This is a genomic window from Streptomyces sp. SD15 (genome assembly GCF_054462255.1).
This window is the reverse complement of record NZ_JBTLMO010000019.1, coordinates 43,858-69,653: the sequence shown is the minus strand read 5'-3', so window position 1 is coordinate 69,653 and position 25,796 is coordinate 43,858. Positions and strand designations below refer to the sequence as shown.

Below are 25,796 nucleotides of genomic sequence, written 5' to 3'. Positions count from 1 at the left end.
GCCTTTGAACGTGCATCCACAGCAAGGTTCTTTCGTCAGCCGGTGAAAGGCTCAAGGCCGAAGCGGCCCCACGCGATGAAGGCCGCGAGCGCCAGATAGACCGAGTTCAGCATCACGAAGTTGAACTGGCCTAGGCGGCCATGGGTGATCATCGCGCCGACCATGAGCAGAACCCAGCAGACGGCAGTCACCGGCACCATGACCGGTGCGATGTCGAGCACGGCGGGCAGGATCAGACCGACCGCAGCGAGGAGCTCGAGGACCCCCAGGCGCTTGACGAAGCCGACGCCGACGCGTTCGGTCCATTCCCCGCCATGCTGCGCAGCCAGTTTCTCCTTCGGCACGAACGCCTTGCTGATGCCGCCGGCCAGGGCGACCGCGGCCAGCAGTCCGGTGGCGATCCAAAGAGTGACGTTCATGGGATCCCTCCTTGCCTTGTGCAGGTGATTTCGGTGTCTTGGGAAGCCGTCCGGCATGGAGACACCGGACGGCCCACCGTTGTGACACGCCGAGCGACCGACGATCCGTTGCTCAGAGGACCGCCTTGGCTGCCCGTTCAGCGGTGGCCGGCGCCTTGTCGCGCTCGGCCTGCAGCAGCTGCCGGCGCTTGGCACCTCCTGAGACGCGGTGCAAGCTGTACGAACCGGGCTTGTGTGCCTCGTCGGCCAGGTGCTTGACGATGCTCCTGCACACGAACTCCTTGAGCCTCGCGCCAGGGCGACCGTCGATGTGGAGCCACAGCGCGACGTCGTACCTGTGGGCGAACTGGAAGATGCCGGCGCGTCGGCCCAGGCTGATGCACTGGCCGGCGAACACCTGGTTGAGGGGCGAGGGCTGCTCACCCGCGATCCGGCTGAGCACCGTGTCGGCGGCCCGCGCGCCCAGCGGCATCGCGGCCTGGCAGCTCATCCGCAGCGGCAGGTCCGACGGCGCCGCCGAATCCCCGGCCGCGACGATGCGCACGTCGTCCACGCTCGTCAACGTCTCGTCCGTGAGCAGGCGGCCCAGTGCGTCGGTGCTCAGCCCGCTGCGCGCGGCCAGGTCCGGCACACCGAACCCGGCGGTCCAGATGGTCACCTGGCTCGGCAGCTCGCGGCCGTCACTGAGCCGCACGGCATCGCGCGCCACAGCCGTCACCTTCGTGTCGGGGCCTTCGAGCACGGTCACACCGAGCCTGGCCAGCCGCTTGGCAACCGAGCGTCGACCCCGAGGATGCAGATACGGGCCGAGCACCTCGCCGCACACCAGGGTCACGGTGCGGCCCTCCTCCGCCAGCTCGGCGGCGGTCTCGATGCCGGTCGGACCGGCTCCGACCACCGTCACCGCGGCCGATGCAGGCGCGGCGTCGACGACCGGCCGCAGCCGCTCCGCCTCCTCCAGGCCGGCGATCGGATAGGCGAACTCGGCCGCTCCGGGCACGCGCGGGTCGGCGCTGCCACTGCCCACCGCGTAGATCAGGTAGTCGTAGCCGACCGTGCCGCCGGTCGCCAACCTCACGCTGCGCTCGGAGGTGTCGATCCGTGTCACGGTGTCGACGACCAGCCGAACGCCCTCGGTCAGCACCTTTCGGTAGTCGACGACCGCGTCGTGGGAGCCGCCCACCAGTTGGTGCAGGCGGATCCGCTCGACGAAGCTCGGGCGCGGGTTGATCAGCGTCACTGTCACGTCGTCGCGCTGCGTCAGACGATTGGCGGCCATGACGCCCGCGTATCCGCCGCCGATCACGACCACATCGGTGTTCTCGGTCATGGTGTCTCCTCCGCTTCAAGGGGGTTCGGCCTCAAGACACCGCGTGACCGATCGTTGTGACAGCGCGCGCGTTCTCTCTTGTTGTCCGTCCTGGCCGTCTGGCCGCCCGGACGGATTCCGGCCCGACCGCTGGGACGTCACCGGCGCGGTCATCTGCTTGGCCGGCGATCAGCCGTGCGTGTTCTTGAGTATGCGGAGGAGGGCGCCGAAGGCGGCTGGGGTGGTCGAGAGTATGGAGTGGGTGGGGTCGCCGCTTTCGGTGAGGTGAACCGTTTTGGCGGTGGGGGCGGCGACATGGAGGCAGGCCTCGCCCTGGGCGCAGTAGGACGACTTCTGCCAGGTGCTGGTGCGCATCTTCGGTCCCTTCACAGGTGTTGGGCGATGTTGTGGATGAGGTCCTGGGACTCCGAAGGGGCGAGGGCTGCAGCCTCCAGACGGTCGAGGAGCATCCGGTACTGAGCCAGTTGGGCCTCGGAGTCGATGAACACCGGGCCGTGGGACTGGTCCAGCTGGGCTGTGTCGAGCGCCGGTACGGGGCCGCTCACATAGAACACCGACTGGCCCGAGCCGGGGTAGGAGCCTGCGTCGAACGGGATCACACGGATTGAAACGTGGCCGTGCTCGCTCACCTTGAGCAGGTGCTGAAGTTGGGCGCGTGCCACATCCGGACCGCCGAACTTCATGCGCAGGGCCGCTTCGTGGATCACTGCCCGGTAGGGGACGGGACGGTCCCGGTAGAGCACGGCTTGGCGCTTGACCCGGAATGAGACTCGATGCTCGATCTCCGGTGGGGACAGCTCGGGCACGGCCTGGCGGTAGATCTCGCGTGCGTGGTCGACGGTCTGAAGCAGGCCGGGGATGTGCATGCTGTGCGCGGCGTACAGGCTCGTGCCGTGGTGTTCGATCTCCGCCAGATCGAGCAACTTGGGCGGGAGGATGTCGCGGTACTCCTCCCACCACCCGCGCTTGCGCTCTCCGAGCATGGCGACGAGGGCTTCGATAAGCGCGGCTTCTACGAACTCCGTTCCGCCACCCGCCTCTTGGGCAGCACGAGACACACTCAGGGCTTACGGCCGATGAAGGCGAGCAAGCGAGTCTGTACGTCGGCGCTTTCGGGTACCTCGGTCCGTGGTCCGTACTGCCCGCTCTTGCGGAGCACGTCGTCGAGCGGCAGCATCCCGTCGAGCAACTGGGCGCACCTGCCGGGGTCGAGGCGCTCCTCCTGGCTGGTGGCCCGCGCGAGGTCCCAGGTGTGCATGAAGACGTCGGCGGTGTAGAACCGGTCGACCGCCTGGTCCAGCGGGACCTCTCCGATGTGCGGGTTCGACAGCATCCTCTGCGCCGTGGCCGGATCGTCGAGGAGGGCCTGCACCCCGTCGCTGTGCACCCTCCAGGCCGCCACCGGGTCGTCGTCCACCGACGGCCCTTTCGGCAGTTCGACTCCGGCGCCGGCCTTCAGGAAGTCCGGGAACCACTCGACAAGGTGGCGCACCACATCCCGGGCGACCCACCCCTCGCACGGCGCTGGGTTGTCCCATGCCCCGGGACGCACTCCGCGCACGCGGTCCGTGAATACCACTGCGACGGTGCGGTGCTCATCGGCTGCCTTCGTCATGATCTCAAGCCTTCCATCTCGGTACGTCGGTCGGCGTTGCTCTGGCGGCCGCTGAGCAGCTCGTCAAGCCGCTCGTGGCCTTCGCGGACGCCGCGTTGCATGCCGCTCTTGATCATCGAGTCGCGGGCTTCGATGGAGTCCATGAGGGATTTGGTGGTGACCCGGGTGCGACTGCCGAGGTCCTCGAAGGCGGTTGTCTCCAGGCTGACGCCGTCCGGGAAGCCGTCGAAGGCGAAGGTCTGCACGATGCGCTCGTTGAGGCGTACCTCGTGGAACACGCCGCGGAAGCCGTACTCCGTCCCGTCGTCCTCGCGATGCACATAGCGGTACGACCCACCGCTGCGCGTGTCGTACTCGTCGATCCGCATGGTGAGCCGACGCGGGCCGAGCCACTGGACGACCAGGTCAGGATCGGTGTACGACCGGAACACGCGCCCCGGCGAAGCGTCGAACTCCCGGATGATGAGGATGGTGGGCAGAGCCGGGTCGGCCACGATCTGCGTCTCGTGCCGACGGTTCGCCTTCGTGGTGCTCATGATGCCGCCTCCTTCGTCGGGGTGCCCGTCACCGGCTGTTCCTTCATCTGCTCGAGGACGGCATCGAGCTGACGGAAACGGTTCTCCGCCTCGCGCCGGTAACGCTCGATCCATCTCGTCATCAGGTCGAAGACCTCTCCCTCCAGGCGGCAGGGCCGCCGCTGGGCGTCCCTGCTGCGACTGACCAGACCGGCGTCTTCCAGGACCCTGATGTGCTTGGACACGGCCTGCACGGTCACGTCGTACGGCTCGGCCAGTTCGTTGACCGTGGCGTCCCCGGCGGCCAGCCTGGCCACGATGTCGCGCCGGGTCGGGTCGGCCAGAGCGGAGAACACCCGGGACAGCCGGTCGGTGGCCATCTCGCACCTCGCATATTCAACCAATCGGTTGAATAAACCTACGGCCGAGCCTGTGGCATTGTCAACCGACTGGTTGAATAGCGGTCGACGGACCGGACGGCTACGGCCGCCGCCCGAGATGCACACCCGGGCGGCGGCCGTCCCCCCGGCACTGATCCCAGAACCCGTGGCCGCCTGCCCATCGAGGGAGGACAGGCGGCCACGGATCCGCCCGCTCACTTCCCCAGGAAAATGGGGTTCGTGAACGCCGCCAGCGCCCCCGGCAGCGGTGCCGCCGTCGCCTCATGCCGCAGTTCCGCCCGTACGTACGCCGCGTACGACGCCGTCGTACTCCACTCCACCGTCCCGGACCCGGACACCGGCAGCGGCGCGCTCGTGAACAGCACCCCTTGGTCGGTGACGAAGCGGATCGTGCAGCCGGGGGCGCCGGTGGCCTCCAGGCGGACGGTGACCGGAGACTCCTTGTCCACCTTCAACCGCCCGCCGATTCCCGCGTGTTCGCCCCGCGCGCCCGATGCCGTGAACGAAACCGAGACCAGCTTCGACTCCGCCACGTACGAGCGGCCCGCGCGGAGGCCCTCCTGGATGGCCTCGCGGGTCAGGTCGTCGGCGAGGACGACCGTCTGCGGGGTGCCGACCGGGTCGGGGTCGCGGTGGGCGTCGCTGTTGCCCATCGCCGGGAGCCAGGAGCGGGAGCCGGAGCGGACGGAGGCCACGAGCGTGTTGTCCCACTCCGCGAGCGACACCTCGTCGTCCGGGGTGTACGGGCCGTTCCACACCTCGACCGCGTCCGCCTCCCCGAACCCGAACTTCCAGCCGCAGCCGATGCAGGTGGCGTGTGGGTGGGCCGGGACGACCAGGCCTCCGGCGCGATGGATCTGGCGGGCGAAGCGCGCAAAGCGGTTGTCGCGGGCTCGGTAACGCCAGTCGACGAAGGTGCCGGGGTCCGTGCCGAGCGCCAGCACATGGCCGTTGCGTGTCGTGACCTCCTCGCCGAGCATGATCAGGAGGTCGTCGCCCGCCTGGTCCGCCCAATGCGGGTGGGAGGAGTGGGTGTTGTGCTCCGACGTGTTGATGAAGTCCAGGCCCGCGGCACGGGCCAGCGCCGCGATCTCCGCGGGGGTGCGGCGGCCGTCCGAGTACCAGGAGTGCAGGTGGCAGTCGCCGCGGTACCAGGCCCGGCCGCGGCCCTTCGCACGCGACGGGGGGTACTTCGGGGCGGGGGTTTTGTCCTGGTCCCCGTACGTGAGCGTGATGGTGACCTCGTACGACAGGCCCTGCGGCGCGACCGTGTACGGGCCGAGCGCGATGTACCAGGTGCCGGACTTGATGACCCCCGGGATATAGCCCGGTGTCGCGTCGTCCGCGCGGACGAAGAACTCCGTGCGCGCCCCGCCCGACCAGCCGCGGAAGCCCTCACCGCCCAGCTCCGTGCCGCGCTCGTCGAAGAGGCCGATGTCGAGGGCGTTGCCCGCGGTGCCGGCCGGGACGGTGGGCCTCTCGTAGCGGTACACGACGCGGATCTCCCGCACACCGCGCGGGACCTCGACCGGGAGGTACACGAAGTCCGGCGAACCGGTCGGCAGGGTGCCGCTCACCGTCCGGGTCTCGGTACCGCTCGTCGGGGTCCCGGTACCGTCGGCCGCATCGGCGCCGCTCGCGAAGCTCACGCTTCCCAACGTAAGCGCGGCGGCGGCTCCGGTCACGAACAGAGTGCGTCTGCCTGGGCCGTGGTCGTCCTCGCACATGCTGCTGCTCCCAAGGTGTCGTGGGGTGAGTGACCTGACATGGGTGGAGTGGTGCAAGAGGGGCGTACCACTCTGGTCCTCGGGAGTGAACAGGGGCGCAAGGGAAAGGAAGCGGCAGCTTTCCAGGCCGTGCCAGAGGCAACCTGTAACGAACTGCCGCGCCGGAGGATTACGCCGACGCTCTGTAGTGCCTGATCACCGCAAACGTATGCTCGAAGGATGACGACTTCCGCGACTCCCGGAACCGGGCCGACGGCGAACTCCATGCGGCGCGCGCTGAGGCGTGCGCGGGACGGCGTCGCGCTCGACGTCAACGAGGCGGCGGTGCTGTTGCAGGCGCGCGGCGAGGACCTCGACGACCTTGCCGCGTCCGCCGCGCGGGTGCGTGACGCGGGGCTCGAGGCGGCGGGCCGGTCCGGTGTCATCACGTACTCGAAGAGCGTGTTCATCCCGCTCACCCGGCTGTGCCGGGACACATGCCACTACTGCACCTTCGTGACCGTGCCGGGCAAGCTGCGCCGGGCGGGGCACGGGATGTTCATGTCCCCGGACGAGGTACTCGACATCGCCCGGCGCGGCGCCGAACTCGGCTGCAAGGAAGCCCTCATCACCCTCGGCGACAAGCCGGAGGACCGCTGGCCCGAGGCCCGGGAGTGGCTGGACGCGCACGGGTACGACGACACGATCGCGTACGTACGGGCCATCTCCATCCGCATCCTGGAGGAGACGGGGCTGCTCCCGCACCTCAACCCCGGGGTCATGTCGTGGACCGACTTCCAGCGGCTCAAGCCCGTCGCGCCGAGCATGGGCATGATGCTGGAGACGACGGCGACCCGGCTGTGGAGCGAGCCGGGCGGGCCGCACTACGGATCGCCGGACAAGGAGCCCGCCGTACGGCTGCGGGTGCTCGAGGACGCGGGCCGGTCCTCCGTTCCCTTCACCAGCGGGATCCTCATCGGCATCGGCGAGACGTACGAGGAGCGCGCCGACTCGCTGTTCGCGCTGCGGAAAGTCTCCCGCGCCTACCACGGCGTCCAGGAGCTGATCATCCAGAACTTCCGCGCCAAGCCGGACACGGCGATGCGGGGGATGCCCGACGCGGAGCTGGACGAGCTGGTCGCCACGGTGGCCGTGGCCCGGCACATCATGGGACCGGCGGCCTGTCTCCAGGCGCCGCCGAACCTGGTGGACTCCGAGTACGGGCGGCTCATCGGCGCGGGGATCGACGACTGGGGCGGTGTCTCGCCGCTCACCATCGATCACGTCAACCCCGAGCGCCCGTGGCCGCAGATCGACCTCCTGCGGGAGCAGTCGGCGGAGGCCGGCTTCGAGCTGCGCGAACGGCTGTGCGTCTACCCCGAGTTCGTGCGGCGCGGTGAGCCCTGGCTGGATCCGCGGCTGCTGCCGCACGTACGGGCGCTGGCCGACCCGGAGACGGGGCTTGCGCGGCAGGACGCCGTCGTCGAGGGGCATCCGTGGCAGGAGCCGGAAGAGGCCTTCACGGCGTCCGGCCGTACCGACCTGCACCGCACCATCGACACCGACGGGCGCACCGGCGACCGCCGGGACGACTTCGACCTCGTCTACGGCGACTGGGAGGAGCTGCGCGAGGCGGCGGCGCCCGGCATGGTGCCGTCCCGCATCGACACGGATGTACGGGCCGCGCTGGCGACGGCCGCCGACGACCCGACCCGGCTGACCGACGACGAGGCGCTGGCTCTTCTGCACGCGGACGGCCCGGCTCTCGACGCCCTCTGCCGGATCGCGGACGACGTGCGCAAGTCCGTCGTCGGGGACGACGTCACCTACATCGTCACCCGGAACATCAACTTCACCAACGTCTGCTACACCGGCTGCCGCTTCTGCGCCTTCGCCCAGCGCCGCACCGACGCGGACGCCTACACGCTGTCGCTGGACCAGGTGGCCGACCGCGCCCAACAGGCCTGGGACGTGGGCGCCGTAGAGGTCTGCATGCAGGGCGGCATCCACCCGGACCTGCCGGGCACGGCGTACTTCGACATCGCGAAGGCGGTGAAGGCGCGTGTCCCCGGCATGCATGTGCACGCCTTCTCCCCGATGGAGGTCGTCAACGGCGCGACACGTACGGGGATGTCCATCCGCGAGTGGCTGACCGCGGCGAAGGAGGCCGGGCTCGACACCATCCCCGGCACGGCGGCCGAGATCCTCGACGACGAGGTCCGCTGGGTCCTCACCAAGGGCAAGCTGCCCACGGCAACCTGGATCGAGGTCGTCACGACGGCGCACGAGTTGGGCATCCGGTCCTCGTCGACGATGATGTACGGCCATGTGGACCAGCCCCGGCACTGGCTCGGCCACTTCCGCACCCTCGCCCGTATCCAGCAACAGACCGGCGGCTTCACGGAGTTCGTGACGCTCCCGTTCATCCACACCAACGCGCCGGTGTACCTCGCGGGCATCTCCCGCCCGGGCCCCACGGTCCGCGACAACCGCGCGGTGACGGCGATGGCCCGCCTTCTCCTCCACCCGCACATCCCCAACATCCAGACCAGCTGGGTGAAGCTGGGGGCGGAGGGCGCGGCGGAGATGCTGCGCTCCGGCGCCAACGACCTCGGCGGGACCCTGATGGAGGAGACCATCTCCCGGATGGCGGGCTCGTCCTACGGCTCGTACAAGTCCGTCAAGGACCTCATCGCCGTCGCGGAGGCGGCGGGGCGTCCGGCGAAGCCGCGCACCACCCTGTACGGGGCGGTGTCCGAGGAGCGGCAGCGGGCCGCGTCGGCGTCGGACGGGCATCTGCCGGAGCTGCTGCCGGTTCTGGAGTGACGGAAGGGTACGCATGGGGGTCGGAGTACGATGATCCGACCCCCGGTGGAGGGGTCAGACGCTGAGGAGTTGCGTGCCCGTGCCTGCCCGACGGCTTCCCTCCTGGGCCTGGGTCACCGGACTGACCGCGGCGGCGATCGTAGCGGTGGGCGCGCTCGCCGCGCAGGCCGACCAGGGGGTGCACCCGACCGCCTCCGCCGCCAAGTCGAAGCCGTCCGCGTCGGCGAGCGCGCGGCCCTCCGCATCCGCCTCACCCAAGAAGACGGCGGTGGCCGCCGTACCCGACGGCTCGGGCACGGGCCGGCGCATCGTCTACTCCCTCGCGCAGCGGCGGGTGTGGCTGGTCGACACGGGCGAGACCACCCGGCGCAGCTTCGCGGTGTGGCCGGGCACGGTGAGCCCGGCACCGGGTACGTACGCGGTCTCCTCCAGACTCCCTTCGACCACGGGCACCGACGGTACGAAGGTCGAGAACATCGTCTACTTCACCGTCGCGTCCGGAGTGAACATCGCGTTCTCCAACGCGCAGGACGGCTCCTCGCCCCAGCCCGCGGCGGGCGTGCAGACCGGGGCGATCCGCATGCCCAGCGCCGACGGGGATGCCGTCTGGGAGTTCGGCGCGAAGGGGACCGCGGTCTCGGTGGTCAAGTAGCGGCCGGGCGATCAGTCGTCGGTCGAGCCCGCCGCTCCACCCCACGGCAGATGGATGACCAGCAGCACGATCCCGCTGAGTATGAAGACGCGTGTGGCGGCGTCGAGCCCGTTCCAGTCCTCCGACTGCCACATGGCGAACCACTCGCCGCCGATGCCGATGAACCCGGCGCCGAAGAGCAGCAGAAGCATCAGCAGGCCGAGGGTGGAGATCCGCCGGGCCTGCGGATAGTTGCGCGGGCCCACAGATACGTCCCGGCGATGAGGACGAGCGCGGCGATCGTCTCCCACACGATGATCGTGACGTACGCCGCGTCCTGCCAGGCGTGCGAGGTGACGGCCCGCCACATCAGATCGTCGTCCTTGAAGGTCGTGTCCATCGCGAGGACATGGCGGACGAACTGCTGGTTGGTGCCGAAGTCCGTGATGTTCCCGAAGGCGACGAGGGTGATGTAGAGGGCGACGGTTACCGTGAGGGGGAGGGTGCGCGAGGTGGGAGCAGTGGCCCGCCAAGTCCCGTACACATTGGGTCAGAATGAGGGGTGGCCTTACGGAATGACGTTCCTGGTGCGGGAGTTGGAGCCTCCCGCCCGGGAACAAGCTACTCGCTGTCCTTGGGGTGGCGGGTGGACGCGTACACGAGGTGGACGGTGCGGCGTGTTTCGTCGACGAGATAGCGCACGCGACCCCCCGCGGTCACCTCGTACTCCCACTGGGGATACTCCTGGCCGCCAAGGTTGCCCGTGGCCAGACGACCGCGCAGCCGGTGCTGGCGGTCGGGATCCGCTCGGGACAGCGGGTCGCTGCGCAGCGCCTCGAAGCAGCGCCGAGTGTTGCCCGGCGCCTCCGCGCCCAGCTCGCCCCATCCCTTCGCCGCCTCGTTCGTCGCGAATCGCAGGCGCCACTCCTCGCCCACCGGCGGTGACGCGACGTCGTCGCCCCGCTTCGGGCTCACGGCGCGGTCACCTCGCCGTGGTCCTCGTCCGGCAGCCGACGGGTGAGCTGCGCGGTGAGCTCGGGGTCGGCGAGGACACGTGCCGTCGCGCGCCATTCGACGACGACTCGGTGGAGATTGCCATGGACGTCCAGCTGGGCCGCGTCGTACGTGGCGTCGATGAGCTCGGCCACGAACTCCTTCAGTTCGTCCGCCGACAGATGACGAACCCATGGGAAGACTGAGGGAAGCGCCCGCAGTATGGCCCGCTCGCCGGCATCGCTGCGCACGAGGGCGGCGAGAAGGCGGGCCGTGATGTCCGCCGTCTCCTCGCGCTGCTGGTCATGGCGTGCTGTCGTCAGGTAGAGATCCTCGCCGTCCCGACGCGTGATGTGTACACGCGGAGTCCGGTCCAGCGTGTCCGCGACTCGCTTCGAGTTCTTCGAGAGCTCAGAGAAGGCGACCGTGGGAGTGGACATGACTCGACGATACTTCGGAACGTATTCCGAAGTCAATCGTCGAGTGTCTGTCCGGGCGCTCGAGTCCTCTGCCAGAATTCAGTCGGACCGGCTACGGGGGTGGGGCGGATGGGGTCGACGCGGCCGTCGATGCAGGAGCTGATCGGGCGCCGTAAACGCGCGGGTTTCGTCGGTCGTCGCAGCGAGCTCGACCTCTTCCGCGCCAACTTCGACACCTCGCCGGAGGACGAGCGGCACAGTTTCGTCTTTCATGTCCACGGCACGGCGGGAGTGGGCAAGTCCTCACTGGTCCGTGAACTGGAGGCCATGGCTGCGCAGCGCAAGGCGCTCACCGCCTGCACGGACGAGACCGTGCGCAGCGTGCCGGAGGCGATGGCGGCGATCAGTGCGCAGTTCGCCAAGCAAGGCGCGGCGCCGCGTACCGGGCCGGGACTTCCGGCTCGCGCTCATGCTCCACGCCGACGGCGCCCTCCGTATCGAGGTGGCCGACGCCCGGGGAGACCGGGTCCCGCGGATTCCGGACCCGGTGGGCGACGAGGCGGAAGCGGGGCGGGGGCTGCGGATCGTGGCGGCGTACGCGGACCGTTGGGGCGTCGACGAGGCGCCCGCTCACGGCAAGACGGTGTGGGCCGAACTGGCGCCGGATCGCACGGAACCGTGACCTGGTAGGGCCCGACGCCAAAGAACCAAGAACCGGGGAGAGCGCCGACCCGACCCCCACCGTCCCCGACGCTCACACCAGGGGTGAAAATCACCAACTCCGCTGGCGCGCAAGGGACTCCGTGGTGCAGCGTCGGCGACACAACCGCACACATGAATCGGCCCCCGACGGGACTGCCATCCCGATGCGAGGGCCTGATCACCGAGGAAGCAGGACGCGGGTTGCGCGAATTCGACATTCTCGGCGGTCGGGGGTTCATCGGTTTCCTGGCCGTACCACGTCATGAGTGTGTGTGCGTCTGCAATGTCACCTGGTACGGCTGATCGCCGCGGCCGGGACCTCTCCACAAGCGCCCAAACCTGACCATTTACGGCCACTTCACCCACACCCCGCATACCGATCCGCCCCCTCAGCCGACCATTCCCGTTCGGTTACAGTGCTGAGCTGTCGGACGTACGGACGGTGCCTGGGAGGTCTCGGTGGGTGCGACAGCCGGTGCCGTCTGGGGCCGGGCCGAACAGCAGGACTTCCGCAGCAGGGTGCGCGGAACCCTGCTGGGCGCGGCCGTCGGCGACGCCCTGGGCTCGCCCCTCGACGGGCTGACCCTGGAGGAGATACGGGAGGCGTACGGCGCCGAGGGCCTGGCCGATCTCGCCTTCGGATACGGCCGTCGCGGCGCCGTCACCGACCTCACGCAGCTCACGCTGTTCACCCTCGACGGGCTGATACGCGCCCAGGTACGCCGCGACACCGGCGCCTGGCATCCGCCGACCGACCTCCACCGGGCCTACCGCCGCTGGGCGGCCACCCAGAGCGACTGGGGCCCGGACGAGCGCCGCAAGGACGACGGCTGGCTGGCCCGCGAGGAGTGGCTGTACGCCCGCCGCGACCCCGCCCATGCATGTCTGACCGGCCTCGGCGACGAGACCATGGGCACGCTGGACGCGCCCAAGAACCCCGGCGAGCTCGGCGCCGAGGTCGTCGCCCGTTCCGCGCCCTTCGGGCTGCTCGTCGGCTGGGAGCCGCAACTCGTGATGCAGCTCGCCGTCGAGTGCGCCGCGCAGACGCACGGGCACCCCACGGCGTACCTGGCGGCGGGCGCGTACGCCGTCATCGTGCACGCGCTGGCCCGCGGCGAGAGCCTCGACGCGGCCGTGCAGCGCGCGCTGGCGATACTCGCCGCGCGCCCGGGGCAGCAGCCCGTCACGGACGCGCTCCAGCACGCGCTGGGCGCCGTACGGCAGGGGATGCCCAGCGCGGGGCGGGTCGAGGAACTCGCGGGGGAGGGGACGGCGGAGAGGCTGCTCGCCGTCGCCGTGTACTGCGCGCTGGTCGGTGAGGACATCCGGCACGGGCTGTGCCTCGCGGTGAACCACGGTGGGCCCTCCGGGGCGGCGGGGGCCCTCACCGGGGGGCTGGTGGGTGCGCTGCACGGCGAGACGGCCCTGCCGCCGGCCTGGCTGGCCGAGCTGGAGGGCCGTCCCACGATGCTGGTCCTGGCGGACGACTTCGCGATGGAGATGACGCAGGGGCCGGCGTTGCACGGGCCGGGTGGGTCGTCGCCGGGGTGGTTGGCTCGCTATCCGCGGGCGTGAGCGGCGAGTTTGTTCGCCCCCGCCGCCCCTACCCGTCCCATCCCTTCCTGGGGGCTCCGCCCCCGGACCCCCGCCAGGGGCGCTGCGCCCCCTGGACCCCCGCTCGCCCGAAGGGCTCGGAGGGTCCAGAACGTCCGGTTCGCTCGCACTAGGGCGCCTTTTCGGCGGTCACGACCGACTCGGTCAGCGGGATACGGGCGAGCATCACCACGCCTGTGGCGATCAGTCCGAGGCCGAGCAGCTGCGGCAGCAGCCACCAGCCGGTGCGCACATGCTCCCCGTACAGCGTGACGCCGAGCGCGAGGCTCACCGTCGCGTCGCCGAGCGTGATCGCCGGCTGGGAGGCGACCAGCGGGCCCGCCTGTAGCGCGTTCTCCAGCAGGAAGAGTGCGGTGCCGCCGGCCACGGCGAAGACGTACGTCTGCCAGGCGGTGAAGAACGCCGCCACACCATGGTCGTCCAGGATGTGCGTCACCGCCTTCATCAGCGCCGCGGTCATCGCGTAACTGACCGCGCAGGCCGCACCCAGGCAGGCCGCGCGGACCCGGCCCTCGGGGCGGCGCAGCGCCGCGGCGGAGAGGACGACGATCACGCCGGCGCAGACGGCGAGGGCGGCAATCCAGCGGTCGGTCGGTACGTACGTGCGGTCACCGCTGGGGTCGGCGGCGGCGAGCGCCACACCGAGGCCCACCACCACGAGCGCGACGGCCACCCACCCGGTGGGGGGCAGCCGCCGGTTCAAGAGGACCGTGGCGACGATCAGCGCGAACGGCAGCTCGAGGACGAGGAGCGGCTGGACGATCACCAGCGCCCCGGCGTTCAGGGCCAGGGCCTGGCACACACCGGCGGCGATGACCGCGACGATCCCGAGCAGCCACAGCGGACGCCGCAGCAGATCGAGCATCAGCCCTGGACGGAAGCCGGCCGAGCTGGGCACGGCGAGGGCCTCCCGGCGCTGCAGCACCGTGGCGACAGCGTTGCTCAGCGCGGCGGCGAGGGCGAACAGGACCGGGACGAGGGTGTGCACCGTACGACCTCCCGCCTCCGGCCCGCACCTGCTGCCATGGTGGCCCCGGCCCCTCGTCCGCGCGATCCGTACGGGCTGCGTGCCGTGGGGCACCGTCCGACAATGGGAGCAGGTCGCCGGCCCGACCCACTCACCGCGCTCACCGCGTCGAGACGGCGTCGGCCGAGAGGACAGTGCCCATGCGCGAGCCCGGCCCGCAACCAGGAACAGGCCCCGAGGGCCGGCCGTGACCGGCGGGCCGGAGCGGATGGCAGTCCTCCGTCGGGCCGTCCGGGTGACCGTCGCCGCGAGCGCCGGGTTCTACGCCTTTCTGTACGGGCTCGACAGGCCCGAAATGGCCCTGTACGCGCTGTTCGGACCCGTGGCGCTGGGCATGCTGTCCTCGATCCCCGGCTCGGGCCGGCAGCGCGCGGCCGTCATGCTGAAGGCGCTGCCCGTCGGTCTGCTGCTGGTCACGCTGGGGACGGTGCTGGCGGTCCAAACCTGGGCGGCGGTGCTCGGCATGCTGGTCGTCGGCTTCCTGCTCGCCTTCGCGGCGGTCGCGGGTCCCCGGGCGGCCAGGGCGGGCCCCGGCCTCCAGCTCTTCTACATCCTGGCGTGCGTTCCGCCGTACGCCCCGGACAGCCTCGGCCTGCGCCTGGCGGGCCTCACCACCGGGATCCTGCTCCTCGCGGCCTGCGAGGTCCTGGTGTTGCCGGCCCCGCCCGCCGCCCCGTACCGGACCCGGCTTGCGGCGGCGCTCACCGTCGCGGCCGACGCCGCGGCGGACCCGACCGGCGCCGACCCCGCCGGCCTTCGGGACGCCGGCAGGCGGTTGCGGCTGTCCGGCGTGCCGGAGGCCGAGCGCCCGGCGGGCCCCGCGCGCAGGGACCGGGCGCTGACGCAGGCGGGCACGGCCACCCGCCGTCTGCTGGACCAGCTGGCCCATTTCGCCGAGGTGATGCCGGCCGCGCCCCCGCCCCGGGCGAGCGGCAGGGTCGGCGGCGGCACGGAGCTCGCGTACGGGGCCTGCGCTGCGCTGCTGGGCCGGGTCGCCGGCCTCTGCGACGTCACCGCGGGCGCGCTGCGCGACGGCCGTCCGCCGCCGCGGCCCGGCGCGCTGGAGAAGGCGATGCTCGATTTCCAGGTCCTGCGGACGAGCCAGGCGACCGGGCCGCCCGATGCCGTACCGCCGGTGCCGGTGCTGAGGCGACAGTCGGCCGTGCTGGGGATCGCCGAGTCGGCCCGCGTGGTGGAGAGCGCCGCACGGATCGCCGCGCACGGGCGGCGGACGCCGCCGATTCCGCCACGGGAGCTGTTCTGGTACGCCGACACGAGCACCGTCGGGCTGTGGGTGAAGCGGCTCTTCGGCCATGTGACGCTGCGGTCGGTGCTGTTCCAGAACGCCGTGCGCACCGCACTGGGCCTCGGCGCGGCGCGGCTGGTGGCGGGGTCGCTCGATCTGCCGCACGGCTTCTGGGTGATGCTCGCCGTGCTGACGATGAGCAGGACCACCGTCGCGCAGACCTGGGCGACGGTCCCCAAGATGCTCGCCGGGAACCTCCTGGGCGCCGTGGTCGCCGGGGCGCTGCTCGTCGGCTTCGGGCGGCAGACCGATGCGTACGCGGCGGTGCTCGCGCCGGGCATGCTGGCCGCGTTCGCGCTGGGGCCGCTGCTCGGCATCGCCTGGGCGCAGGCGCTGTTCACCCTCGTCGTCGCGTCGGCGTTCGCACAGATCGCCCCGGCCTCCTGGCAGCTTGCCGAGGCACGCGTCATCGATGTCGTGACGGGCAGCGTGATCGGCCTGCTCTGCGGACTGCTCGCCTGGCCCGCGGGTGCCCGGCGTGAGGTGCGCACCACCATGGCCGCGCTGCTCCGCTCCTGCGGTCCGCTCGTCACGGGCACCGTGGACGCGGTCACCGCCCCGCCCGGCGCCGCCCGCTCGCCGTCCACGCTGCCCACCGAGCACCGGCTACGGCTCGCGGAGGCCGCGTACGCCCAGTACCGCAGCGAGCCCTCGGGAACGCCGGCAGAGGCCCGCGCCGACTGGCAGGCCGTGCTCATCTCCGCCCGCCACGTGCTGCTCGGCACCCAGTGGCTGCCCCGCTTCGACCTGCCCGTGGCCGACGTTCCGGCCGGAGCCGCGGTGTGGGCCCGTACGGCAGCAGGCCATGTGGCCGCCGCCGCGACACGGATCGCCGCTCTCGCCGCCGGTGACCAGCAGCGGCCGGGTGCGCCTGACGCGCCTCTCACGCCGCCGGAGAACACCCCGCCGCTGCCCGTACTGATCGACCTCGAGACGTGGCTGAGCAGCCTCAACGCCGAGCTGTCGAGGATCGAGGGCTCGCTCCGCGATCTGGAACACACCGTGGTCGGTCCCGGCGGACCTGGTTCCTTCACTCGTTCGTCGGAGGTTTCCGACAGCGGGTGAAGCGGGTGAACTGCTTGGCCGGCCCGACGCGTGAGCGATGCGGGCCGGCCATCCTGCCGGACATGTCCCAGGGGCGGCGGGGGTGGGTCAAACGCCCGTCGGGCTGGTGGTGTCCGCCTGGGTCGGGATCGCCGCTGCCGCCGACCCGCTGTCATCCGTGTTGATCTTCTCGATGATCGCGAGCCGTTCCGGTGTGTCCTCCGGCTTCAGGAAGCCGATGAGGATGTACAGGACCAGGGACACGGCCAGCGGGACGGACACCTGGTACTGGAGCGGGACACCGCCGTCGACGTTCCAGTTGATGGGGTAGTTGACCAGCCAGAAGGCGAGCAGGCCCATGGACCAGCTGGTGAGCGCGGCTGTCGGACCGGAGCGGCGGAACGGGCGCAGCAGGCCGAGCATCATCGGGATGGCCATCGGACCCATGAGTCCGGCGACCCACTTGATCACGACCGTGATGATGTCCTTGAACGCGGGGGAGTTGACCTGGGTGGCCGCGGCCATGGAGAGGCCGAGGAAGACGACGGTCGTGATCCGGGCGGCGATCAGCCCGGAACGCTCGTTCCACGCGCGGGCCTTGGCCGACACCACGGGCGCGCAGTCCCGGGTGAAGACGGCGGCGATCGCGTTGGCGTCGGAGGAGCACATGGCCATGGTGTGGGAGAAGAAGCCGACGATGACCAGGCCCAACAGGCCGTGCGGCAGGAGCTGTTCGGTCATCAGGCCGTAGGAGTCCGAGCCGTCCGGCTTCTGCGACTCGACCAGCAGCGGCGACATCCACATCGGGTAGAAGAGGACCAGCGGCCACACCAGCCAGAGGACCGCGGAGAGGCGGGCCGAGCGCTCGGCCTCGCGCGGGCCGGCCGTGGCCATGTAGCGCTGGGCCTGGTTGAGCATGCCGCCGTTGTACTCGAAGAGCTTGATGAAGAGGAACGCGAGCAGGAACACCGTTCCGTACGGGCCCACCAGCGGCTCTTCATGCCCCTTCAGCGCCGGCTCGTCCCAGGCGCCGAGGAACCCGATTCCCTTGTCGCCGAGTTCGAGGACGACCGCCACGAACATCGCGATTCCGGCCAGGAGTTGGATCACGAACTGGCCGAGCTCGGTGAGGGCGTCGGCCCACAGGCCGCCGATCGTGCAGTAGACGGCCGTGATCGCGCCGGTGATGAGGATGCCCTGGTTGAGGGAGATGCCGGTGAAGACGGACAGCAGTGTCGCGATCGCGGCCCACTTGGCGCCCACGTCCACGATCTTCAGCAGCATGCCGGACCAGGCGAGGGCCTGCTGGGTCTTCAGGTCGTAACGGTTCTTCAGGTACTCCAGCGGGGAGGCTACGTGCAGCCGCGAGCGCAGCCGGTTGATGCGCGGCGCGAACAGCTTCGACCCGACGGCGATGCCCAGCGCGATCGGGAACGACCAGGTGACGAAGGACGTGACGCCGTAGGTGTAGGCGATGCCCGCGTATCCGGTGAACATCACCGCGCTGTAGCCGGACATGTGGTGCGAGATGCCGGAGAGCCACCAGGGCATCTTTCCGCCGGCGGTGAAGAAGTCGCTGACATTGTCGACCCGTTTGTGGGACCAGACACCGATCGCGACCATCACGCCGAAATAGCCGATGAGCACGGCCCAGTCGAGACCGTTCATGTGCTCCCTCCCAGGGGTCGTGAACGCCCGCTCATCGTGGGTTCGATGACATGGCGGCGACAACAGCCCGTAGGGTCAAGAGGGAGTAAAATAGTTCTGCTTACTGACCTCGGTTCATGTCCATGAATGGCGCGGGGGAGGGTCAGCGCATCAGCTCACCCGCGTTCACCAGCAAGGACTGGCCGGTGATGGCCCGTGCCCGGTCCGAGGCCAGGAAGACCGCCGCGTCCGCCACGTCCGAGTCCGTGGCCAGTTCGGGCAGCGCCATCCGGTCGGTCAGTCGCTTCAGCACCTCACTCTCCGGCGCGCCCTCGGTGTGCGCGGTGAACCGTACGTAGGCCTCCACCGGTGGCCCCCACATCCACCCCGGCAGCACGGTGTTGACCCGGATGCGATGAGGCCCCAACTCCCGTGCCAGCGAGTACATCGCGCTCGTCAGCGCGCCCTTCGACGCCGCGTACGCCGCCTGCCGGACCTGCGACGGGGCGGCCACCGACGACTGCGTCCCGATCATGACGACCGAGCCGCCGCACACCTTCAGCGCGGGCAGGCAGGCGCGGGTCATCCGCAGGGTGCCGAGCAGGTTCACGTCGATGACCGACTGCCAGGTGGCGAAGTCGGCGTCCTCCAGCCCGCCGAAGTAGCTGTCCCAGGCGGCCACATGGACCACCGCGTCGATCCGCCCGAACCGCTCCAGCGCCAGCGCCGCCAGCGCCTCGCACTGCCGCTCATCGGTGATGTCGGTCGCCCGGTAGGCCGTGTGCGCCCCGTCCGGATCGAGCTCGGCCGCGGACTTGGCCAGATGCGCCTCCGTGCGCGCCCCGAGCGCCGCGTCGCCCCCGTCCCGTACGACGGCCGCCGCGACCTGCCGCCCGAGCCCGGCCCCGACCCCGGACACGACGACGGTCTTGCCCTCCAGCAGCGACATCGGGACCCTCCTTTTTTTTGTGGCTCGGTTCGCCTCCGGGGCGCTGGTGCCTGTGTCGGCCCCCCCGACACAGGCGCGCCCCTTCGGCTCACTCGCCGTAGGTTGCCGTGACTCTGGCGCATGGTCTGACGGGGCGTCAGAGTATGGGTGACCGTCGGAGGAAGGAAGAGGGAGGAAGGGGAAGGGTATGAGTGAGGAGACCCGCAGTGAGGTGTACGCGGAGCTGGCCGCCGTCGGCCCGTACGGAGTGCGCCCCGGCCATGCCCTGATCACCATGGTCGAGCCGCATCCGGGCCACGAGTACGCGTACAACCGCTGGTACGAGGACGATCACTACTACGCCGGCGCGATGGCGATGCCCTGGATGTACGCGGGCCGCCGCTGGGTCGCCACCCGCGACCTCCAACTTCTGCGCTACCCCGAGAAGTCGGCCGTCGCTCAGCCGGTCACGGCGGGCTGCTACCTCTCCACGTACTGGGTCACCGAGGGCCGCTACGACGACCACATGAAGTGGACCGTCGGCATCAACCGGCGCCTCAACCGCGACGGGCGGGTCTATCAGGACCGTACGCACGTGTTCACGGCCTTTCAGGACCACGAGGCCACCGTCTACCGGGACGGAGCCGCCGGTCCCCGTGACTTCCACGCCCTGGATCACCCGTACGCGGGCCTGGTCGTCGAGGTGATCGACGCGGAATCCCCGGAACAGCGGGCTGATTTGCTGGAATGGCTGCGTTCGCGCCACCTTCCGGAGAGGCTCGCCAGCTCACCCGCAGCCATGGTCACGATCTTCCGCCCAACGCCGCTCCCCGGTGACCGGATGACGTACGTCAAGCAGGTCGAGGGGGTCGATACGCGGCTGACCCTGCTGTGGTTCCTGGAGGCGGATCCGCGGGAGTGCTGGGAGGGGTACTTCACGGGGCTGGAGGGGGCCGTGGGCGAGGCGGGGCTGGGGAGGGTCGAGCTGGTGGCGCCGTTCATCCCCACGGTGCCGGGGACCGACCGGTACGTGGACCGGCTCAGGTAGGCGCGGCCCGCCGGGACAGCACCGAGCCCCCTCGGCCAGGACGGCGGGCCAGTCGAGAGGGCTCTTCCGTGGTGCAGGTGGTGCAAATGATGCGAGTAGCGCGGGTTGTGCGTATGCGGTTGGTCGGTGCAGTTGTGGTGGTGGACGTCGAGGCATCAGACGAGGTCGAAAGCCCCCCGGCTCACCTCTGCCACGAAGGTGTTCCACGAGTTCGCGGGGAACGCCAGCGTGGGGCCCGCGGGGACCTTGGAGTCCCGTACGGCCATCGCCGCGGGAACCGGGGACTTGACCTCGACACATGCGCCGTTGCCGGTGGAGTAGGAGGACTTGGTCCACGTGTCCGTGGCGCCTTGCTGGATTGCCATTTTTGCTCCGGTAGCCAGTCGTTGAGTTGCTGTCACCGCACTGCGGGTTCGTTCCGGAACTCGCAGTGCGGTTTGCGCCAACGATGTTGCTCGATGGCGTGATCGACGCTACTCGCCAACATCGGCGGGCGAAGAGGCTATTCACTCGACCGGATGGCATATTCCATTGGGACTTCCGTCCCGGCGTGGTGAAGGTGTAGGGTGCGTCTCTTTCCTCGCCGGGGTGCTCTTGCGAGCCTCAGCGCGCGTACTCCTTCGCGATGTCCGCGATGAACTGTCGCGACTGTTCCACGTTCAGGGCCTGCGCCCGCAGATGCTCGTACATCACGCTGTATTTCTGGACGTCGTTCGCCTTCTCCAGGTAAAGGTCGCTGGTGACGCCCTCGATGTAGACGACGCTGGAGTCGGCCGCGTCGGGGAACTCCAGGATCGCGTACTGGCCGTTGAGCCCCGGATGCGCGCCCATGTCGAAGGGGATCACCTGCACGGTGACATGCGGGAGTTGGGACTGCTCGACGAGATGCTCCAGCTGGTCGCGCATGAGCGAGCGGTTCCCGACGACCCGGCGCAGCGCGGCCTCGTCGAGGACGGTCCACAGCCGCAGCGGGTTCTCCGGGGCGGAGATACGTTCCTGTCGTCGCAGCCGTACCTGGACGCGCTTGTCGATTTCGCCGGGCGCGGTCTCGGGCAGGGCGCCCGCGATGAGCGCCTCGGCGTACGGCCGGGTCTGCAACAGGCCCGGGACGACCTGGGGATCGTAGACGCGCAGGGACGCCGCGTCGGTCTCCAGCCCGATGTACACGCTGTACGGGATGTCGCCGAAGGAGTGCCACCAACCCTGCTGACGGGAGTCCTTGGCCATCTGCATCAGGGACTCGACGATGCGGAGGTCCTCGACCTCGTAGACCCCGCACAGGTCGCGCACGTCGCGCTGGCTGATGCTGCGCCGCCCGTTCTCCAGCCGGCTGATCTTCGACTGCGAGACCAGTAGCCGCTCGGCGACCTCTTCGGCCGTCATGCCCTTGAGTTCGCGGAGCCGGCGCAGCTCCTGGCCCAACCGGCGCCGCCGGACGGTGGGATTGACATTGGACGCCACGGGACGTGCACCTCCGGCTGCGGACCTCTGCTTGCCACTATGCGTATCTGCTGTTGAGCAGATTGCCACCAAGGTGCTTTCTACCGCTGGGAAACAGCGGATATGCGCTGGGTACGCGCAAGTTCGGTGATCCGGCGTGTATATCGCGCAGATCGCGTAAGCGTACGGCGCGCAGGCGCGTACCGCACGCATATGCGGCCGCGCGGGGCGGTGGGGCCGTGTCGTCGTCCGGACGTACGGTCCCACCGGCCCGCGCGAGCCAGCGGCTCCCGAACCGGGTCTTGGGGACTGCGGTGCGGCGCTGAGGGCGGTGCTGGGTACTGCGTGCTGCGTGCTGCGTGTTGGTGCGGCGGTGCTGGTACTGCGTGTGCCGTGGGACTGCGGCTCAGTGGGCCACGGCGCGCGCCATGGAACCGTGGTGCGGTTGCATCGGAACACCGCGGGCGGGTTCCGGTGCGGACCTGACTCCGGCGGTGGCCGGACGGCCTGCCGGTGCCGGGCTGCGGCGTGGCTGTGCGGCCACACCGTTCTGGACGTCCATGACCGCGTGTGCCACGAGGCCGCCCATGGGGTCGTGCCTGATCAGGTCCCGTAGCCGGGAGCGGGACGAGCGTCCCTCATTACCCGGATACAAGTGCTTGCCGAGACCGACCGCATGGGCCAGCGCGGCGAGCGCCGCGGTCCGCGGGTCCGGCGGGACGCCGGTGCGGATCGCGCTGTCCAGCCGGGCCTTGATCTCCCGGCTGATCTCCGTGTCCGTCGCTTGGTAGCGAGTCGTCGGAAGCACCCCGCACATCTGGCCGGCCACGGCATGGACCATGCCGCACCTCTCCAGATGCGAGAGATAGGTCTGGCGCAGCCCCAGTCGGGGTCCGCCAATCCAGTTCACTGCGCGTACGGGTGCTCCGCGCCGGCGAAGCAGTTCCAACGCACAGTCCAGTGTTGGATCTCCAGTCGGCCGTGGCTGCACCACGGCGATACGATCCCCGTCTGGGGCTATCCGTCCGGCCAGCGCCAGCTCTACTAGCTGTGCTCCGGCCAGACCGAGGTCGAGCGACTGCGGCTGTGCAGTGGTACCCGTGGTCGGGTCCAACGCCAGCAGCAGAAGCTCCTCCGGAATTGTTCTGCGGCTCCTGCCCATCCATGCCTCCCCGCGTGGATGAATGACAGGGTGACCCCTCTCACATTGGTCTGTCGAGAGCGCGTGACCGGTTCGTGGTGGAACCGGCAGGTATGTCGTTCTCGTCTACCGGAGAGGTTAAGCCCGCACACAGGACACTGGTACATGGTTCGGACAGCGATGTCCGGGCGGCGGGTCAAGGGTTCACGGTTCGGTTGGGCGCCCAGTGAGTGGCGCACGGAGGAGGCATCGGTGGCGGGCGAGTCCCCCGACAGGTCGAAGCAGCACGAGTCGTCGGCATCGTCGGCAGAAGCGACGTCGGGGACCCCGGCCGCGGTTCCGGGGCCGGCCCAGTCCGCCGGGTTGCCGTCGGCCGATCCCCGTCTGGCGGTGGCCCGCGAGAGGGCCGCCACGGTGCGGGTGGACCAGGCTACGGCGGTGTTCTCGACGGCGGGGCTGAAGGAGAGTTCGGCGCCGGTGGAGGGTTCCGCGCCGGATGAGGGTTCCGCGGTGGCGGAAGGTTCCTCCGCGTCCGGGACCAAGGGCTCCGCGGGGGATGCCCGTCTGCGGGCGGCGGTGGCTGCCTGGGTGGCGAGCGCGGACGAGGGCAAGCCCAAGGGCCCGAAGGGCTCTGAGGCCGACGCTGCGGGCGCTGAGAGGGCCGAGGAGGCCGACGGAGCCGGGGAGTCCGGTTCGGAGGCGCGGGAGGCGGTCGAGGCGGAGGTGGTGGCTGACGCCGGGGGCGAGGCGGAGGCCGAGGCCGTGGTGGCTGACGCTGACGCCGATGCCGATGGCGATGGCGATGGCGAGGATGAGGCTGCGGGCGACGGCGAGTTCACGGCTGACGGCCAGGTCGCTGTCGATGACGACTCCGAGGCCGATGTCGAGGTCGACTCCGATTCCGAGAGCGCGGCGGCGGACGCCACCGACGCCGAGCCGAAGGCGGAAGCCAAGCCTGAGTTGGGCGCCAAGCCCGTAGCGGGCGACGAGCCGAAGACGGACGACGAGCCGAAGGCGGAAGCCAAGCCCGAGTTGGGTGCCAAGCCCGTAACGGACGATGGGCCCGTAACGGACGATGAGCCCAAGGCGGACGACGAACCGAAGGCGGACGAGGCCGACTCCGGTGACGTCTCGGAGGAGGACGCGAGCCCCGGCGCGAAGTCCAGCCCGTCCGGCACGCCCAGCCCGAAGGACTCCCCGAAGGACTCCCCGAAGGGCACCTCCAAGGATTCCTCGGACACGGACGACAGCAAGCCTGTCGTCGACCAGCCCACCGCCGTCTTCAAGGCGCCGCGTCCGGCGGTGGACCAGCCCACCACCATGCTCAAGTTGGGCGACGCCAGGCCGGCCACCGACAAGCCCAAGCCCGAGAAGAAGCCCGACCCCAAGCCCGAATCCGAGGACAAGACCAAGGCCAAGCCCAAGCCCAAGCCCAACCCGACCCCCGAGTCCGCATCCGAACGCACGAGCAAATTCGTCGCCCTCAAGCCCCTCGACGAACCCGCACCGGCGAAGCCGCGGGCGACACCCTCCGCCCCGCCGGCCTCCGCCAAGCCGGCGACAAGTCCCGCCGATGCCACCGCGGCTCTCCCTCAGGTCGGCCCTGAGCGCACCACCCAGCAACCCCTTCCGCCGAAGCCGCCGCTGGACCTGCTGGCCGAGCTGACGAACACGCCGCCGCCCCCGCAGACCCCCGTACGGACGATCGCTCGGCGGATCAAGATCTGGACCCCGCTGGTCCTGCTGCTCGCGGTGGTCTTCGCAATCGCACAGGCCGTACGCCCGCTCCCGGCGGCGAGCCTCGCGCTCACCGCCGACGCGACGTACACCTTCGAGGGCGGCACCATCGACCTGCCCTGGCCGGGTCAGGGCCAGTCGGCGATCGAGGTCGAGGGAGTCGGCAGCCTCGGTACCGACGGCAAGCAGACGGCCGCGCCCATCGCGAGCGTCGCCAAGATCATGACGGCGTACGTGATCCTTCAGGAGCACCCGCTGAAGGGGAACGAGGGCGGCGAGAAGATCACCGTCGACCAGCAGGCCGAGGACGAGTCGAAGAACGCGGACGAGTCGACGGCGGCCATGACGAAGGGACAGCAGTTCACGGAGCGGCAGATGCTCCAGCTGCTGATGATCCCGTCGGGCAACAACGCGGCGCGGCTGCTGGCCCGGTGGGACTCCGGCAACGAGGCCTTCGTCGCCAAGATGAACGCCGCCGCCAAGAAGCTCGGCATGACGAACACGACGTACACGGACCCGAGCGGTCTGGAGAAGACGACGGTGAGCACCGCCGCCGACCAGATCGAGCTGGCCAAGGCGGTCATGCAGGACGAGGTGTTCCGCAGCATCGTCGGGATGGCCAGCGCCAAGATCCCCGGCCTCGACTCGACCATCTACAACAACAACGACCTGCTGGTGAAGCAGGTCGGCGTGATCGGTCTCAAGACCGGTTCGTCGACGCCCGCGGGCGGCAACCTGGTGTGGGCCGCGACCAAGACCGTGGACGGCGAGACCCAGACGGTCTACGGCGCCGTCCTGAACCAGGACGCCGGCACCGGCAAGGTCTGGGACAGCCTCCAGCTGGCGCTCACCAACAGCCAGAAGCTGATCGACACGGTCCAGCAGAGCCTGACCTCCGCCACGGTGGTGAAGAAGGGTGACGTCGTCGGCTACGTGGACGACCAGCTCGGCGGCCAGACCCCGGTCGTCGCCACCGAGAACATGACGGCGGTCGGCTGGCCCGGGCTGAAGACGAAGCTGTCGATCGGCACGGCGGGCGGCGAGACGGTTCCGCACTCCGGCGAGGCGGGCACGGTCGTCGGCGAGTTGACGGTCGGCGACGGTTCCAGCCACGCCGTGAAGATCCCCGTAGCGCTCCGGTCGGACCTGGCCGAGCCGGGCTTCGGCGCCAAGCTGACCCGGGTCGGCTGAGCGGGCGCGGGCGCGAGCGCACGCCGGAGGGCACCGCGAATATCACGAACACCACAAACACCGCGTGAACGCCCCCCGAACGCCCCGCACCCCGCCGATGACGCCCCACCCCGGGG

General features: G+C 70.2%; 22 protein-coding genes and 2 pseudogenes. 7 read left to right on the top strand and 17 right to left on the bottom strand.

From position 1 onward, the window contains the following. Positions 1 to 35: 35 nt before the first annotated feature. From ACX28W_RS20415 to ACX28W_RS20380, 8 genes are all read right to left on the bottom strand, one after another. Positions 36 to 419, bottom strand: a complete 384-nt coding sequence (locus tag ACX28W_RS20415; RefSeq protein WP_459000422.1) for a DoxX family protein — start codon at positions 417 to 419, stop codon at positions 36 to 38. A gap of 112 nt (positions 420 to 531) precedes the next feature. After that, entirely contained in the window at positions 532 to 1,749 is a 1,218-nt protein-coding gene (locus tag ACX28W_RS20410) for an NAD(P)/FAD-dependent oxidoreductase (protein WP_459000421.1), read from the bottom strand. A gap of 168 nt (positions 1,750 to 1,917) precedes the next feature. Continuing rightward, a complete protein-coding gene (locus ACX28W_RS20405) occupies positions 1,918 to 2,103 on the bottom strand; it encodes a DUF397 domain-containing protein (protein WP_459000420.1) in 186 nt (61 codons plus the stop codon). 11 nt (positions 2,104 to 2,114) lie between these two features. Next, positions 2,115 to 2,807, bottom strand: a complete 693-nt coding sequence (locus ACX28W_RS20400; RefSeq protein ID WP_459000419.1) for a DUF5753 domain-containing protein — start codon at positions 2,805 to 2,807, stop codon at positions 2,115 to 2,117. A gap of 2 nt (positions 2,808 to 2,809) precedes the next feature. After that, the gene (locus ACX28W_RS20395; RefSeq protein ID WP_459000418.1) at positions 2,810 to 3,364 is read right to left on the bottom strand and encodes a TIGR03086 family metal-binding protein; all 555 of its coding nucleotides are present in this window, start codon (positions 3,362 to 3,364) and stop codon (positions 2,810 to 2,812) included. Beyond that, positions 3,361 to 3,900, bottom strand: coding sequence for an SRPBCC family protein (locus ACX28W_RS20390; RefSeq protein WP_459000417.1), 540 nt, complete (start codon positions 3,898 to 3,900; stop codon positions 3,361 to 3,363). Before ACX28W_RS20390 ends, ACX28W_RS20395 begins: the two co-directional genes overlap by 4 nt. After that, positions 3,897 to 4,259: an ArsR/SmtB family transcription factor gene (locus tag ACX28W_RS20385; protein WP_459000416.1), complete on the bottom strand. Its 363-nt coding sequence runs from the start codon at positions 4,257 to 4,259 to the stop codon at positions 3,897 to 3,899. Before ACX28W_RS20385 ends, ACX28W_RS20390 begins: the two co-directional genes overlap by 4 nt. Positions 4,260 to 4,474: 215 nt before the next feature. Next, the gene (locus ACX28W_RS20380; protein WP_459000415.1) at positions 4,475 to 6,007 is read right to left on the bottom strand and encodes a CehA/McbA family metallohydrolase; all 1,533 of its coding nucleotides are present in this window, start codon (positions 6,005 to 6,007) and stop codon (positions 4,475 to 4,477) included. A gap of 219 nt (positions 6,008 to 6,226) precedes the next feature. Between ACX28W_RS20380 and ACX28W_RS20375 the strand changes: the two genes are divergently transcribed. Together ACX28W_RS20375 and ACX28W_RS20370 are read left to right on the top strand one after the other, a co-directional pair. After that, positions 6,227 to 8,812, top strand: a complete 2,586-nt coding sequence (locus ACX28W_RS20375; protein WP_459000414.1) for a bifunctional FO biosynthesis protein CofGH — start codon at positions 6,227 to 6,229, stop codon at positions 8,810 to 8,812. Positions 8,813 to 8,885: 73 nt separating this feature from the next. Further along, the gene (locus ACX28W_RS20370; protein WP_459000413.1) at positions 8,886 to 9,464 is read left to right on the top strand and encodes a hypothetical protein; all 579 of its coding nucleotides are present in this window, start codon (positions 8,886 to 8,888) and stop codon (positions 9,462 to 9,464) included. A gap of 11 nt (positions 9,465 to 9,475) precedes the next feature. Here ACX28W_RS20370 and ACX28W_RS20365 read toward each other — a convergent pair. From ACX28W_RS20365 to ACX28W_RS20355, 3 genes and pseudogenes are all read right to left on the bottom strand, one after another. Beyond that, positions 9,476 to 9,987, bottom strand: a pseudogene (locus ACX28W_RS20365) (DUF2165 domain-containing protein). Between the two features lie 77 nt (positions 9,988 to 10,064). Next, the gene (locus tag ACX28W_RS20360; protein WP_459000412.1) at positions 10,065 to 10,418 is read right to left on the bottom strand and encodes a hypothetical protein; all 354 of its coding nucleotides are present in this window, start codon (positions 10,416 to 10,418) and stop codon (positions 10,065 to 10,067) included. Continuing rightward, the gene (locus tag ACX28W_RS20355) at positions 10,415 to 10,876 is read right to left on the bottom strand and encodes a prevent-host-death family protein (RefSeq protein ID WP_459000411.1); all 462 of its coding nucleotides are present in this window, start codon (positions 10,874 to 10,876) and stop codon (positions 10,415 to 10,417) included. Before ACX28W_RS20355 ends, ACX28W_RS20360 begins: the two co-directional genes overlap by 4 nt. A gap of 415 nt (positions 10,877 to 11,291) precedes the next feature. Between ACX28W_RS20355 and ACX28W_RS20350 the strand changes: the two are divergent. Both ACX28W_RS20350 and ACX28W_RS20345 read left to right on the top strand, forming a co-directional pair. After that, positions 11,292 to 11,537: pseudogene (locus ACX28W_RS20350) on the top strand (ATP-binding protein); the annotation flags it as partial. Positions 11,538 to 12,016: 479 nt separating this feature from the next. After that, positions 12,017 to 13,132 (top strand): ADP-ribosylglycohydrolase family protein, encoded by a 1,116-nt coding sequence (locus ACX28W_RS20345; RefSeq protein ID WP_459000410.1) that lies wholly within the window; start codon positions 12,017 to 12,019, stop codon positions 13,130 to 13,132. A gap of 148 nt (positions 13,133 to 13,280) precedes the next feature. On the opposite strand, the gene ACX28W_RS20340 is transcribed toward ACX28W_RS20345, so the two are convergent. Beyond that, a complete protein-coding gene (locus ACX28W_RS20340; RefSeq protein ID WP_459000409.1) occupies positions 13,281 to 14,159 on the bottom strand; it encodes a DMT family transporter in 879 nt (292 codons plus the stop codon). A gap of 247 nt (positions 14,160 to 14,406) precedes the next feature. On the opposite strand from ACX28W_RS20340, the gene ACX28W_RS20335 reads away from it, so the two are divergent. Then, positions 14,407 to 16,569, top strand: a complete 2,163-nt coding sequence (locus ACX28W_RS20335) for an FUSC family protein (RefSeq protein WP_459000408.1) — start codon at positions 14,407 to 14,409, stop codon at positions 16,567 to 16,569. Between the two features lie 87 nt (positions 16,570 to 16,656). Here ACX28W_RS20335 and ACX28W_RS20330 read toward each other — a convergent pair whose 3' ends face one another. Both ACX28W_RS20330 and ACX28W_RS20325 read right to left on the bottom strand, forming a co-directional pair. After that, the gene (locus ACX28W_RS20330) at positions 16,657 to 18,216 is read right to left on the bottom strand and encodes a sodium:solute symporter family protein (RefSeq protein ID WP_459000407.1); all 1,560 of its coding nucleotides are present in this window, start codon (positions 18,214 to 18,216) and stop codon (positions 16,657 to 16,659) included. A 142-nt stretch (positions 18,217 to 18,358) separates the two neighbouring features. Then, positions 18,359 to 19,144, bottom strand: a complete 786-nt coding sequence (locus ACX28W_RS20325) for an SDR family oxidoreductase (protein ID WP_459000406.1) — start codon at positions 19,142 to 19,144, stop codon at positions 18,359 to 18,361. Between the two features lie 187 nt (positions 19,145 to 19,331). Here ACX28W_RS20325 and ACX28W_RS20320 point away from each other — a divergent pair, with 187 nt between their 5' ends. Beyond that, positions 19,332 to 20,171, top strand: a complete 840-nt coding sequence (locus tag ACX28W_RS20320; protein WP_459000405.1) for a hypothetical protein — start codon at positions 19,332 to 19,334, stop codon at positions 20,169 to 20,171. A gap of 155 nt (positions 20,172 to 20,326) precedes the next feature. Here the strand turns inward: ACX28W_RS20320 and ACX28W_RS20315 are convergent, their stop codons facing one another. From ACX28W_RS20315 to ACX28W_RS20305, 3 genes are all read right to left on the bottom strand, one after another. Next, entirely contained in the window at positions 20,327 to 20,536 is a 210-nt protein-coding gene (locus tag ACX28W_RS20315; protein ID WP_362078771.1) for a DUF397 domain-containing protein, read from the bottom strand. 238 nt (positions 20,537 to 20,774) lie between these two features. Then, complete coding sequence (locus ACX28W_RS20310) at positions 20,775 to 21,632, bottom strand: helix-turn-helix domain-containing protein (protein WP_459000404.1); 858 nt, start codon at positions 21,630 to 21,632, stop codon at positions 20,775 to 20,777. A gap of 385 nt (positions 21,633 to 22,017) precedes the next feature. Then, on the bottom strand, positions 22,018 to 22,773 hold the full coding sequence (locus ACX28W_RS20305; RefSeq protein ID WP_362078765.1) for a GOLPH3/VPS74 family protein: 756 nt from the start codon (positions 22,771 to 22,773) through the stop codon (positions 22,018 to 22,020). A gap of 144 nt (positions 22,774 to 22,917) precedes the next feature. Here ACX28W_RS20305 and ACX28W_RS20300 point away from each other — a divergent pair, with 144 nt between their 5' ends. After that, complete coding sequence (locus ACX28W_RS20300; RefSeq protein ID WP_459000403.1) at positions 22,918 to 25,680, top strand: D-alanyl-D-alanine carboxypeptidase family protein; 2,763 nt, start codon at positions 22,918 to 22,920, stop codon at positions 25,678 to 25,680. The last annotated feature ends 116 nt before the right edge of the window (positions 25,681 to 25,796 follow it).